The organism is Kitasatospora sp. NPDC089797 (assembly GCF_040684795.1).
Lineage (GTDB): Bacteria > Actinomycetota > Actinomycetes > Streptomycetales > Streptomycetaceae > Kitasatospora.
Map to the genome: position 1 here is coordinate 25,202 of NZ_JBFBGS010000075.1, position 13,090 is coordinate 38,291.

General features: G+C 75.7%; 10 protein-coding genes. 8 read left to right on the forward strand and 2 right to left on the reverse strand.

What is annotated here, in order from left to right; genetic code table 11:
• The first annotated feature begins 10 nt into the window (after positions 1–10).
• From AB0O91_RS38350 to AB0O91_RS38365, 4 genes are all read left to right on the forward strand, one after another.
• On the forward strand, positions 11–1,084 hold the full coding sequence (locus AB0O91_RS38350; RefSeq protein ID WP_363443314.1) for a peptidase: 1,074 nt from the start codon (positions 11–13) through the stop codon (positions 1,082–1,084).
• A gap of 26 nt (positions 1,085–1,110) precedes the next feature.
• Positions 1,111–1,575: a flagellar hook-length control protein FliK gene (locus AB0O91_RS38355; protein ID WP_363443316.1), complete on the forward strand. Its 465-nt coding sequence runs from the start codon at positions 1,111–1,113 to the stop codon at positions 1,573–1,575.
• Positions 1,576–1,704: 129 nt separating this feature from the next.
• Positions 1,705–2,799, forward strand: coding sequence for an endonuclease/exonuclease/phosphatase family protein (locus AB0O91_RS38360; RefSeq protein WP_363443318.1), 1,095 nt, complete (start codon positions 1,705–1,707; stop codon positions 2,797–2,799).
• 197 nt (positions 2,800–2,996) lie between these two features.
• Complete coding sequence (locus AB0O91_RS38365; RefSeq protein WP_363443320.1) at positions 2,997–4,673, forward strand: serine hydrolase; 1,677 nt, start codon at positions 2,997–2,999, stop codon at positions 4,671–4,673.
• A gap of 55 nt (positions 4,674–4,728) precedes the next feature.
• On the opposite strand, the gene AB0O91_RS38370 is transcribed toward AB0O91_RS38365, so the two are convergent.
• Positions 4,729–5,283 (reverse strand): carboxymuconolactone decarboxylase family protein, encoded by a 555-nt coding sequence (locus AB0O91_RS38370; RefSeq protein WP_363443322.1) that lies wholly within the window; start codon positions 5,281–5,283, stop codon positions 4,729–4,731.
• A 100-nt stretch (positions 5,284–5,383) separates the two neighbouring features.
• Between AB0O91_RS38370 and AB0O91_RS38375 the strand changes: the two genes are divergently transcribed.
• The 4 genes from AB0O91_RS38375 (at position 5,384) to AB0O91_RS38390 (ending at position 10,316) form a co-directional block, all read left to right on the forward strand.
• Entirely contained in the window at positions 5,384–5,767 is a 384-nt protein-coding gene (locus AB0O91_RS38375; protein ID WP_363443324.1) for a helix-turn-helix domain-containing protein, read from the forward strand.
• Between the two features lie 67 nt (positions 5,768–5,834).
• Positions 5,835–7,631 carry an acyl-CoA dehydrogenase gene (locus AB0O91_RS38380; protein ID WP_363443326.1) on the forward strand — a complete coding sequence of 599 codons (1,797 nt, stop codon included), beginning with the start codon at positions 5,835–5,837 and terminating at the stop codon, positions 7,629–7,631.
• 243 nt (positions 7,632–7,874) lie between these two features.
• A complete protein-coding gene (locus AB0O91_RS38385; RefSeq protein WP_363443328.1) occupies positions 7,875–8,828 on the forward strand; it encodes a MerR family transcriptional regulator in 954 nt (317 codons plus the stop codon).
• Positions 8,829–8,996: 168 nt separating this feature from the next.
• On the forward strand, positions 8,997–10,316 hold the full coding sequence (locus tag AB0O91_RS38390; protein ID WP_363443330.1) for a deoxyribodipyrimidine photo-lyase: 1,320 nt from the start codon (positions 8,997–8,999) through the stop codon (positions 10,314–10,316).
• An 80-nt stretch (positions 10,317–10,396) separates the two neighbouring features.
• Here AB0O91_RS38390 and AB0O91_RS38395 read toward each other — a convergent pair whose 3' ends face one another.
• Complete coding sequence (locus AB0O91_RS38395) at positions 10,397–12,406, reverse strand: putative Ig domain-containing protein (RefSeq protein WP_363443332.1); 2,010 nt, start codon at positions 12,404–12,406, stop codon at positions 10,397–10,399.
• Between the last annotated feature and the right edge of the window lie 684 nt (positions 12,407–13,090).

Consider the following 13,090-nt stretch of genomic DNA (forward strand, 5'->3'; position numbering starts at 1 on the left):
AAAGGCAGCCATGCCCCTGAGAACCCGCTCCCTCGGCCTGCTCGCGCTCCCCGCCCTGCTGCTCGGCGCCGCCGCGCCGGCCGTCGCGGACACCCCGGCCGTCGCCGACACCCCGGCGGCGCACGGCGGGACGACCTTCCGCCCCGACGCCGCCGCGGCCGGCTGGCTGGCCCGCCAACTCGTCGACGGCGACCACCTGGTGACCGTCTACAACGGCACCTCCTACCCCGACCAGGGCCTCACCGCCGACGCCGTGCTCGCCTTCGCCGCGGCCGGCAGCTCCGACCAGGCCGCCGCCCGGGCCACCGCCTGGCTCGCCGCGCCGGAGAACCTCACCGGCTACATCGGCGACGGCACCACGTCGGCCTACGCGGGCGCCACCGCCAAACTGCTGCTGACCGCTGAGGTCCGCGGGGCGGACACCGCGACCTTCGGCGGCGTCGACCTCCAGGCCCGGCTGCGCTCGCTGCTCACCCCGAGCGGCCGCTTCTCCGACCGCTCGCAGTGGGGCGACTACAGCAACGCCTTCGGCCAGTCCCTCGCCCTGCTCGCCCTCCAGCGCACCCCCGGCGGCGCCCCGGCCCCGGCCGTCGACTACCTGGCCGCCGCCCGGTGCGCGGACGGCGGCTTCCCGGTCGCCTTCGGCCAGACCGCCTGCACCGGCGACCCCGACGCCACCGCCCTCGCCGTCCAGGCCCTGGCCGCCACCGGGCGCACCGCCGACGCCCGGGCCGGCCTGGACTGGCTCACCGCCCACCAGGGCGCCGAGGGCGGCTTCGCGCCGGGCGGCGCCACCACCGCCAACGCCAACAGCACCGGCCTGGCCACCGAGGCCCTGCTGACCGGCGACCGCTTCGGCGCCGGGCTCAAGGGCTGGAGCCGACTGCTGAAGTTCCAGCAGGGCTGCTCGGCCGACCCGGCCGTGCGCGGGGCCGTCGCCTACGACGCGAGCGGCTTCAACCAGGCCACCGCCGTCCGGGCCACCACCCAGGCCGTCCTCGGCCTCTCCGGCCGGGGCCTCGCCGACCTCCGCGCCGACGGCGCCCGCCCGACCGCCCCCGTCCTGGCCTGCCCGGCCGGCTGACCCCGATCGCTCCGAGAGGCCCCGTCATGAGCACCCACCTCACCCGTCGCACCCTCGGCTCGCTGGCCGCCGTCGCGGCCCTCACCGCCGCCCTGCTCGGCACCGGCGCCGTCCAGGCCCCGGCGGCGCACGCGGACGCCTGCACCGGCACCAGCGGCGTCACCGTCGTGGTCGACTTCACCGCCCTGGGCGGGGACATCGAGACCGGCTGCGCGCCCGGCACCCCCACCGACGGCCTCGCCGCCCTCACCGGCGCCGGGTTCACGTACGCCTTCCACCCGCGCTTCCCGGGCTTCGTCTGCCAGATCAACGTCCAGCCCAACCCCTGCAACGGCGCCCCGGCCAGTGCCTACTGGTCGTACTGGCACGCCCAGCACGGCGGCGCCTGGTCCTACAGCAGCGTCGGTGCGGGCGGCTACCACCCGGCCGCCGGCGACGTCGAGGGCTGGGCCTTCGGCGCCGGCGCCCAGCCGGGCATCACCGCGCCCTGACGCCACGGGGCGGCGGCCCGGGCCGCCGCCCCTCCCGCGCCGGGCGCCCCGCCGTCCGGCCCGCACCTGTCGTCCGTGTATCGGAAACCGGATACGCCCCGGCAACGCCCGCGCCCGTTGACTGACGGCATGAAGCACGAGCGGGGCAGCACGACGACCGCGGGCGGGCCCGCGCAGCCGGTGGCGGGGGCGACGGCGGGGGCCGGGGCGGGGACCGGGCGGCGGGGCACCCGCGGGGTCCGGGCCCTCGCCCGGCCGGAACCGTGGCGGCGCGGGCGGCTCCTGGCGGCGTCGGCGCTGCTGCTCGGCCTGGTCCTGGCGCTGCACGCGGAGGTCCCGAACGGCGGTTGGCGCCTCGGCAGCCTGCTGGAGAGCGGCCTGCCGTGGCTCGGCCTGTTCGTCCCGGTGCTGCTGGCCGCCGCCCTGTGGCGCCGCTCGGCCGCCGCCGTGCTGGCGCTGCTGCTGCCGGCCGCGGCGTGGCTGCACCTCTTCGGCGGCCTGCTCGTCGACAAGTCCGGCCCGGGCGGCGACCTCACCGTGGTGGAGCAGAACGTGAACGCCGACAACCCCGACCCGGCCGCCACCGCACGCCGCCTGGCCGGCTCCGGCGCGGACCTGCTGGCCCTGGTGGAACTGGCCCCGAAGGCCGTGCAGGTCTACGAGCAGGGGCTGGCCGAGGCGTACCCGTACCACGCGGTGCTGGGCACCGTGGGCCTGTGGAGCAGGCTGCCGCTGGGCGACACCCGGCCGATCGACGTCATGAACTACGGGCCGGTGGTGGACGGCCGGCCGGTGGAGGGCTGGATGGACGTCGGGAACCGGGCGCTGCGCACCACGGTGACCACCGCGCGCGGCCCGCTGCCGGTGTACGTGGCGCACCTGGGCTCCGTCCGGGTCAACCCCGTGACGGGGTTCCGGACGGGCTCGCGGGACGTCGGCGTCCGGACCCTCGGCCGGGCCCTCGCGGCCGACCGGAGCGCGCGGGTGCTGCTGCTGGGCGACCTGAACGGCACCCTGGACGACCGCGCGCTGGCCGGCCTCACCGCGGGGATGCGCTCCGCCCAGGACACGGCCGGGGCGGGCTTCGGGTTCAGCTACCCGGCGTCCTTCCCGCTGGTGCGGATCGACCACATCCTGCTCCGCGGCCTGACGGCGACGAGCGCCCGGGTCCTGCCCGCCAACGGCAGCGACCACCGGCCGGTGGCGGCCCGCATCCGCTGGTGAGCCGCGCTCCCCGGCTGCCGGTCCCGGTCGCCCGCCCGTGGCCGGTCCCCGGGCCGGGCCCGCCGGACGGGTGGATCGCGCGGGGGGCGGCGCGCGGCGGCGGGCGGGGGAGCGGCGGGCCGTCCACACTCCCGCGGAGGGGCGGACGGCGGCACCGCCGGTCCGGGGCCGCGCCGCCCGGACGAAGGAGGACCTTGATGGAGCGTCACGGCCAGGCCCGTCGGACCGCCCGCCGCCCCGGCGGCCCGGGCGTGCGGCTGGGGCTGCGGGTCGGCGCGGCGGTGTCGGCGGGGATGCTGCTGAGCGGTCCGCTGCTGGCCGGGTGCACCTCCGCGGCCGCCACCGACCCCGGGGCCGCGCCCACCACGGGGGCCTCCTCGGCGCCGGCCGCCACCCCGCCCGCCGCGCCGCCGCCCCAGCTGACCGAGCGGCAGGTGCAGGACGCCGTCGGCCGGATCGACGGCTACGTCCAGGCCTCGATGGCCGCCACCGGGGTCCCCGGGGCAGCCCTCGCGGTCGTGTACCGGGACCGGGTGATCCACGCCAAGGGCTTCGGCGTACGGGAGTTGGGCAAGCCGGACCAGGTGGATCCGGACACGGTGTTCCAGCTGGCCTCGGTGTCCAAGCCGATCTCCTCGACCGTGGTGGCCGGGGCGGTCGGCCGGGGGACGGCGAAGTGGGACGACCCGGTGACCGCCCACGATCCGGGCTTCGCCCTGGCCGACCCGTACGTGAGCAGCCATGTGACGATCGCCGACCTCTTCTCGCACCGCAGCGGCCTGCCGGACCACGCCGGCGACCTGTTGGAGGACCTCGGCTACCAGCGCGACTACATCCTCCAGCACCTGCGCGACCAGCCGCTCGGCCCGTTCCGGGCGAGCTACGCCTACACCAACTACGGCCTGACCGAGGCGGCGGTGGCCGTCGCGAAGGCCGGGGGCGTGGCCTGGGAGGACCTCGCGGCGGACGTCCTCTACCGGCCGCTCGGGATGAACGCCACCAGCTCGCGCCGCGCCGACTACGACAAGGCGGCGAACCGGGCCGCGCCGCACGTGCGGACCGACGCCGGCTGGCAGGTCAGCACCACCGAGAACGCGGACTCCCAGTCGCCGGCCGGCGGGGTGAGCTCCACCGTGCAGGACCTCGCCCGGTGGATGCGGATGCAGCTCGCGGACGGGACGTTCGAGGGCCGGACGGTGATCGACCCGACGGCCCTGAACGAGACCCGCACGCCGCACTACACCAGCACTCCGCCGCGGGCGGCCGCGGGCACCGCCGGTTTCTACGGCCTGGGTTGGAACGTCAGCACCGACTCCGAGGGCCGGCTGCGGCTCAACCACTCCGGCGGCTTCGAGCTGGGCGCGGCCACCACGGTGACCCTGCTGCCCTCCGAGCAGCTCGGGATCGTGGTGCTGACCAACGGCCAGCCGACCGGCCTCCCGGAGGCGGTGGCCGAGGAGTTCTTCGACGTGGCCCAGAACGGCCGGGAGACGGTCGACTGGCTGGGTTTCCTGGGCAAGGTGGTGCCCGCCGCGGCGGCGAGCCCGGTCTCGAAGACCGACTACACCAGGCCACCGGCCGGCGCCGCCCCGGCCAAGCCCGACTCCGCGTACACCGGGACGTACGGGAGCGGCTACTACGGGCCGCTGACGGTGGGCGAACAGGACGGCGGGCTGGTGATGACCGTGGGCCCGGCCGGGCTCCGCTACCCGCTCCAGCACTTCGACGGCGACGTGTTCAGCTTCCTCAGCAAGGGTGAGAACGCGGTCGGCCGCTCCGGGGTGACCTTCACCGTGGGCGCGGACGGGAAGGCCGCGAAGCTGGTGGTCGAGCAGCTCGACATCGACGGCCTGGGCACCTTCACCCGGAGCTGAACCGGCGCCTCCCGGCCGTCCGTCGGAAGGCGCCGGGGCGACGGCGCGGGAGGGCTCAGGCGGTGGGGAAGGGGGTCGCCCACGGCTCGTCGTCCAGTCGCAGGGCGTTGGCCAGGCCCGCGATGGTGCGGTACCAGCCGGCCAGGACGAGGAGTTCCAGCAGCTCGGCGTCGCCGTAGTGGGCGGACAGCGCCGTCCAGGTGGGGTCCGAGAGGTCCGCCGTGTCGTGGAGTTCGTCGACGGCGAGCAGCAGCAGCGCCTGGCGGTACGACCACACCGGCCGGGGGTCGGCGGACGCGGTGGCGGCGAGTTGCTCGGGGGTGAGCCCGGCCCGGCGGGCCATCGTGGCGGCGTGCACGCCCCACTCGTAGCGGCAGCCGGCCCGGGCGGTGGCGCGGGCGATGACCAGCTCCCGGTCGGCGGCGGGCAGCAGCCCGTGGCCGAGCAGCCCGGCCCCCAGCGCGAACATCCGGGAGGCGAGCTCGGGGCTGCGCTGGAGGACCCGGAACAGGGCGAGCGGTTCGTGCGGCGCCCGCGGCGGCATCCACCGCCGCAGCGCCTCGCGGACCTCGTCGGAGTAGGGCGGTTCGAGCGGCTGGACGCGCGGCATGCGGCACTCCCTGGCGTCGGTTCCCGGGTGCTTCTGTTTCCGAAGCGCCACTATGATGCTTCGAAAACAGAAGCGTCAAGACCGGACGGAAGAGGGCGACATGGCAGACCCGGTGGACCGCGCGGCGGCAGCAGCCCCGCGCCCCGGCCGAGCGGTGCGCGGCTCCGACACCGGACGGCCGGTGATGGCCGCGCTCGACCTGCTCGGGCGCCGCTGGGCGCTGCGCGTGCTCTGGGAGCTCAGCCGGGCGCCCGCCGGGTTCCGGGAGGTGCAGCGCCGCTGCGAGCGGATGTCCTCCAGCGTGCTGACCGTCCGGCTGGCCGAACTGGCCGAGGCCCGGGTGCTGACCCGCGACGGCGAGCTCTACCGGCTCACCCCGCTCGGCGAGGACCTGGTCGCGGCACTCGGCCCGCTCGACGCGTGGAGCCACCGCTGGGCCCGGGAACTCGACGGGCCGGACGGCGCCGACCGGCCGGACTGTTGACGGTGCGCCCGGGCCGGGGAAGACTCCGGTGACCCGGCCCTCCCGCGCCCCAGGAACGGACCCGCCCGTGGACTCCCTGCTGCTCTCCCGTCGCGACCTCGACTTCCTGCTGCACGACTGGCTGGACGTCACGGCCCTGACCCGTCGCCCCCGGTACGCGGACCACGACCGGTCCACCTTCGACGCCGTCCTGGAGCTCAGCGAGACCATCGCCACCCGGCACTTCGCCCCGCACAACAAGCGCAACGACGCCGAGGAGCCCCGGTTCGACGGCGAGCGGGTGCGGATGATCCCGGAGGTCGGCGAGGCGCTGCGGGTCTACGCCGACGCCGGGCTGGTCGGGGCCGCGATGGACTACGAGGTCGGCGGCCAGCAGCTGCCGGTGGTGGTCGCCAACGCCTGCCGGGCCTGGTTCCAGGCCGCCAACATCGCCACCTCCTCCTATCCGCTGCTCACCGTCGGCAACGCCAACCTGCTGCTGGCGCACGGCAGTCGGGAGCAGATCGACAGCTATGTGCGGCCCATGGTGGAGGGGCGCTTCTTCGGCACCATGTGCCTGTCCGAGCCGCAGGCCGGCTCCTCGCTGGCCGACGTCACCACCAGGGCGCTCCCGCAGGCCAACGGCGGCTACCGGATCACCGGCACCAAGATGTGGATCTCCGGCGGCGACCACGAGCTCAGCGAGAACATCGTCCACCTGGTGCTGGCCCGGATCCCCGGCGGACCGGCCGGGGTGAAGGGCATCTCGCTGTTCATCGTGCCCAAGTTCCTGGTCGACGGGGACGGCACCCCGGGGGAGCGCAACGACGTCGTGCTCGCCGGCCTCAACCACAAGATGGGCTACCGCGGCACCACCAACGCCCTGCTCAACTTCGGCGAGGGCCGGTACACGCCGGGCGGCGCCCCGGGCGCGGTCGGCCACCTGGTGGGCGAACCGCACCACGGGCTCGCGTACATGTTCCACATGATGAACGAGGCCCGGATCGGCGTCGGCCAGGGCGCCGCGGCCCTCGGCTACACCGGCTACCTGCACGCCCTCGACTACGCCCGCACCCGCCCCCAGGGGCGCCCGCTCACCGGCCGGGACCCGTCCGCCCCGCAGATCCCGATCATCGAACACCCGGACGTGCGTCGAATGCTGCTGGCGCAGAAGAGCTACGCCGAGGGCGCGCTCGCCCTCGCCCTCTACTGCAGCCGCCTCCTCGATGAGGAGGCCACCGCCCCGGAGCAGGCCGACCGGGACCGCGCCCACCTGCTGCTGGACGTGCTGACGCCGATCGCCAAGAGCTGGCCCTCGCAGTGGTGCCTGGCCGCCAACGACCTCGCCATCCAGGTGCACGGCGGCTACGGCTACACCCGCGAGTACGACGTCGAGCAGTTCTACCGGGACAACCGGCTCAACGCCATCCACGAGGGCACCCACGGCATCCACGGCCTGGACCTGCTCGGCCGCAAGGTGGTCATGGACGGTGGCGCCGGTCTGCGGCTGCTCCTCGACACCCTCGCCGCGACCACCGCCAGGGCCGAGGCGGCCGGCGGCGAGGCCGCCGAGCTGGCGGGCCGACTGGCGCACGCCGCGCACCGGATCGCCTCGACCACGGCCGCGGTGTGGTCCACCGGGGACCCGGCCACCGCCCTGGCCAACGCTTCGACCTACCTGGAGGCCGTCGGCCACGTCGTCCTGGCCTGGATCTGGCTGGAGCAGTACCTCGCCTTGGGCGACGGCGCGGACGCCTTCCACGAGGGCAAGCGGCAGGCCGCCCGCTACTTCCTCCGCGTCGAACTCCCGCGCACCGGACCTCAGTTCGACCTGCTCGACAGCCTCGACCGGACGGCGGCGGACTGCCGGCCGGAGTGGTTCTGAGCCGTCCCGTCCCGGCCCGGCTCGCCCGGTCCGCACCAACTGGCCACGTGAGACGTCGAGTTGACGAAAGGCGACGGTCCCCGCGCAACGCTGCGAAAACGCTGCGACTGTGCGTGCAGCCATTCGCTGCGCGACCGTCGGACGGTGCACGCACCCCTCCACCGGACGTCCGTCGTACCCTCTGACCAGGCCGAGTGCGCGTCGGCCGACCACGTCCAGGCGCCCCGGCATAGGCTCGCGGCCGTGACCGTCCCGCCCGCCCCCGCCCCGGCCGGACTGACCACCGGGGCCCTCGCGCGCCGGCTCGGCGTCTCGCCCACCACCATCCGCTCCTGGGAACGCCGCTACGGCATCGGCCCGGCCCACCGCGCCCCCGGGCGGCACCGCCGCTGGGAACCCGCCGACGTGGCCGCCCTGGAGGAGATGTGCCGCCTCACCGCCCGGGGCGTCAACCCCGCCGAAGCCGCCCGGGCCGCGCTGGCCGGCCCCACCCCGGGACTGCCGGCGCCCCGCAGCGGCACGGCGGCCGGCACCTCCTCCGGAGGCAACAGCCTGCCGGTGGGCACCGTGCGCCCCGAGTGCCGGGGGCTGGCCCGGGCCGCCGTCCGCCTCGACGCCCCGGAAATGGCCCGCATCCTGCGGCGCAGCGTCGACGAGCTCGGCGCGGTCGTCGCCTGGACCGAGGTGATGGTCCCGGCACTGCGCGCGGCCGGACGCAAGTGGGCCACCGAGGGGGAGCGCTACGTCGAGGTGGAGCACCTGCTGTCCTGGCACGTCGCCGCCGCGCTGCGCCGGGCCGTCGACCGGGCGGAACCGCCGACCGGCCCGGCCGCGCTGCTCGCCGGGATGCCCTCCGAACTGCACTCCCTCGCCCTGGAGGCGCTCGCCGCAGCGATGGCCGAACGCGGCCTGCCGTTCCGCATGTTCGGCCCCGCCCTGCCACCCGAGGCACTGCTCGAAGCGGTGCGCCGGACCGGCCCGCCCGTCGTGCTGCTCTGGTCGCAGGTCACCCGGACGGCGGACCGGGCGCTGGTGGCACGGGTGGCCCGGACGGCCTGGGGGCCGCAGGGCGCACGCATCCAGCCGGTCGTGCTGGTCGCCGGACCGGGCTGGACCGGACCGCGCCGCCCGCCCGGCACGCTGCGCCCGCGCGACCTCGCCGGCGCCGTCGACCTGCTGGCGGAGCTGCTGCACTGAACTGCTCCACCGAACTGCTCCACCGAACTGCTCCACCGAACTGCTGTACCGAACTGCTGTACCGAGTTGCTCCGGCCGAACCCGGCCACCCCGTCACCCCGTCCGCACCCCCGTCGCCCACCCGAAGTACTCCGAGAACCCCGACCACACCGTTCCGAGGGCCCGCCGATGACCGTCTCGATCGCCCTGTTCACCCAGGACCTGCGCCTGCACGACAACCCCGTGCTGCACGCCGCCCGCGCCACCGCCGAACAGGTGGTGCCGCTGTTCGTCCTCGACCCCGCCGTCGAGGCGGCCGGCTTCGCCGCCCCCAACCGGCTGGCCTTCCTGGCCGACTGCCTCGCCGACCTGGACGCCTCGCTGCGCCGCACCGGCTCCCGACTGATCGTGCGCCACGGCGCCACCGCCGAGCAGACCGCCCGGGTGGCCGCCGAGGCCGGCGCCGGGCTGGTGCACGTCGCCGCCGGGGTCAGCGGCTACGCCCGTCGGCGCGAGGCGCGGCTGCACGACCTGTTCGGCGACCGCCTGCGCGTCCACGACGCCTCGGTGACCGTGGTCCCGCCCGGGCGGGTGACCCCGGCCGGCCGCGACCACTACGCGGTCTTCACCCCGTACCACCGGGCCTGGGAGCAGGCGCCGCGCCGCACGGTGCTCGGCGCGCCCCGGTCGATCCACACCCCGGACGGCATCGGCAGCGAGAACCTGGCGGTCACCGGCCCGTTCTCGCCCGACCTGCCGCGCGGCGGCGAGACCGAGGCCCGGACCAGGTGGCGGCGCTGGGGCGTGGACGCCTACGCGGAGGTGCACGACGACCTGGCGGCCGACCGGACCTCCCGGCTCTCCCCGTACCTGCACTTCGGCTGCCTCTCGCCGACCGAGCTGACCACCCGCGCCCGGCACCGCGGCGGCGCCGGGGCGGAGGCCTTCGTCCGGCAGCTCGCCTGGCGCGACTTCCACCACCAGGTGCTCGCCGCCCGCCCCGACGCCGCCCGCCGCGACTACCGCACCCGGGACGACCACTGGCACCAGGACGAGCGCGAGGCCGAGGCCTGGCGGCAGGGCCGCACCGGCTACCCGATCGTCGACGCCGGGATGCGCCAACTCGCCCACCAGGGCTGGATGCACAACCGCGCCCGGCTGCTGACGGCGAGCTTCCTCGCCAAGTCCCTCTACCTGGACTGGCGGATCGGCGCCGCCCACTTCCTGTCGCTGCTGGTCGACGGCGACGTGGCGAACAACCAGCTGAACTGGCAGTGGGTGGCCGGCACCGGCACCGACACCCGCCCCAACCGGGTCCTCAACCCGCTGCGCCAGGCCGACCGTTACGACCCGGACGGCGCCTACGTGCGCCGCTGGGTGCCGGAGCTGGCCCACCTGCCCGGGCCGGCCGTCCACCGCCCCTGGCTGCTCGCCCCCGACTACCCGGACCCGATCATCGCCCCCGACACCCTCTCGGCCCGCCTGCGCGCGGCCCGCTCGCTGGACTGACTGCGGGACGGGCAACGACCGGACGGGAAAAGGCCGGTGGGCCGCAGCGAGGCTGCGGCCCACACGGGTTCGGGGGGTGGTCAGGAGGCGTTGAGGGCGGTGTCGTCGATGACGAAGCTGGTCTGGCCGTTGCCGTTCTCGACACCGGTGAACTTCAGGGTGACGGACTTGCCCGCGAAGGCCGACAGGTCGAAGGTCTTCTGGACGTAGCCGTTGCCGGCGTTGAGGTTGGAGTAGGTCGCCAGGGTGGTGCTGCCGGCCTGGACGGTCAGCTTGTCGGCGGCCGTGGTCGAGGTCTTGGCCGTGTCGACGTGCAGCCAGAAGGAGACGCTGGCCTTGCAGCCGGTCGGGACGGTGACGGTCTGGCTCAGGGTGTCGGTGTGGGCGCTGCCGTAGCCGTCCAGGTAGGCCTTCCAGCTGCCGCTGTGGGCGGGCTCACCGGAGCTGTTGTCGATGACACCGGCGGTGGCCTTCCAGGGCGAGGCGGTGCCGGTCTCGAAGCCGGGGTTGCCGAGCAGCTGGCCGGCCTTGGCGCAGCTGGTGCCGCCGCCCGAGCCGGCGATCGTCCAGGTGAAGGAGGCGGAGCCGGTGGCACCGCTGCCGTCGGTGGCGGTGACCGTGACGCTGCTGCTGCCGGCGGTGGTCGGGGTGCCGGAGATCAGGCCGGTCGAGGAGCTGATCGACAGGCCGGCCGGCAGGCCGCTCGCCGAGTAGCTCAGGCTCTGGCCGGCGGCCGAGTCGCTCGCGCCGACCTGGAGGCTGACCGCGGTGCCGACGGTGCCGGACTGGTTGCCCGGGCCGGTGACGGTGACGGTGTTGCCCCCGGTGCTGCCGCCCGCGGTGAAGGCGGCCAGGCCGTTCGGGGTGCCCAGGCCGGTGGGGCCGTCGTAGCCGGCGCCGGCGGTGCACAGGTAGGCCGGGGAGCAGGTGCCGTTGGCGCCGCTGGTGACGTCGTTGAGCGCGCTGGTGTGGGCGTAGGGGTACGCGGCGGGGTTGTCGCTCGCGCCCGGGGTGCCCGCGTCGGCGTAGACGGCGGCGATGATCGGCGAGGAGGCGCTGGTGCCGCCGTAGACGGACCAGCCGCTGCCGCCGTAGGTCTGGTAGACGGCGACACCGGTGGCCGGGTCGGCGACGGCCGAGACGTCGGCGATGGTGCGGTTGGAGCAGCCGCTGTCGGTCTGCCAGCTCGGCTTGGGCTCGTAGGCGGAGCAGCCGGAACCGGTGCCCTCACCGCCGGAGCTGGAGCCCCAGACGCTCTCGCTCCAGCCGCGGGAGCTGGAGTCGCGGGTCAGCGAGGTGCCGCCGACCGAGGTGACGTACGGGGAGCCCGCCGGGTACTGGGCGCCGTAGCCGGAGTCGCCGGAGGAGGCGGTGATGACGACGCCGGGGTGGTTGAAGTACTGGCTGTCCGCGCTGGTGTCGCTCGGGTCCTCGGCGCCGCCGTAGCTGTTGGAGACGAACCGGGCGCCCTGGGAGACCGCCTGGTTCACCGCGGTGCCGAGGTCGGACATGTTCGCCGAGGTGGCCTCGACCAGCAGGATGTGGGCGTTCGGCGCGACCGCCGAGACCATGTCCAGGTCGAGGGAGATCTCGCCCGACCAGCCGGTGTCGGAGGTGGGGTAGCTGGTCCCGCCGTTCTGGTCGATCTTCTTGAAGCAGCCGTTGTCCGTGGTGCACGCGGGCAGCCCGAACTGCGTGCGGTACGCGGCCAGGTCGGACTCGGCGTTGGGGTCGTCCTGGGCGTCGATGATGGCCACCGTCTGCCCGGCGCCGCCGTTGGCCGGCAGGCTGTAGGCGCTCTGCAGGTCGCTCGGGCCGAAGCCGGACGGCGTGGCGTCCGGCGACACCGCGCTGTGCGAGAAGGCGTGCGGCTGGACGACGTCGGTGCGCACCAGGGCCTGGCAGGCCATCAGGTGCGGGTCGCTCGGCTGGGCGCAGACGCGCTTGGCGCTCACCTGGCCGGTGGCGCTGTCGACGGCGCCGGCCGGCGCCGCCAGGGCGAGTCCGGCGGCCACCACGGCACCGACCGCGAGGGTGGCGGTGGTGGCGCGGAGCCGGGTGTACCGGTGGGGGGTACGGATGGTGTGCAACGGAGCCCTCCCGGAGGGGGTCGGGCCCAGGGCGTGCGGTCGAGGCGCCGTGGTGCGGCGGCCGGTCGGGGTGCAGGCCCGGGGTTTGAGGGGGATGCGCGCATGTGCAGACGGCTGTCCCGGCGTCCGGCGGGGCATGGCGGGGGCGGCCCGTGGGGGGCCGGGAGCCATGCCGGACGACCGATGATCAGGACATGCCAATGGGGTGATGCCGAGCCTTCGCGGCGTCAGCGGTAGGAAGGTAGCCAAGCCCGCTGCGGCGGTACAAGGCCGAGACCCGCGCCATGACCGAGGCTTGACCGGGCGGGATCCCGCCACTGGCGCCCTTGCGCCGCCGCCGTCGCTGAGCGGCGGTTCACCTCGCACACGGAACGGCCGAGGCCGGGCCGGGCGTCGCCCCGCGCGACGGTTGCGGGGCGGCGCCCGGGAGCCGGACGTGCGGTCGTGGGCGAACCCAGCGGCCCGGCTGAACCCCCGGCGGCGGTGCGGCCGTTCACCGGCCGGTCACGGGAGGGCAGCAGGGCGCGGTGCTGGGCGAGTTTGTCGGCGGGCAGCCGGCCCATCGGCATCCGGCGGGCGAGTTCGCGGGAGGCGGCGAGCAGGACGGCGCCGGAGCGGCGGGACTCCGACGAGATCCTCCCCGCCCTCCGGCGCGCCGTCGGCCACCGGCCGGTCCGGGCCGTC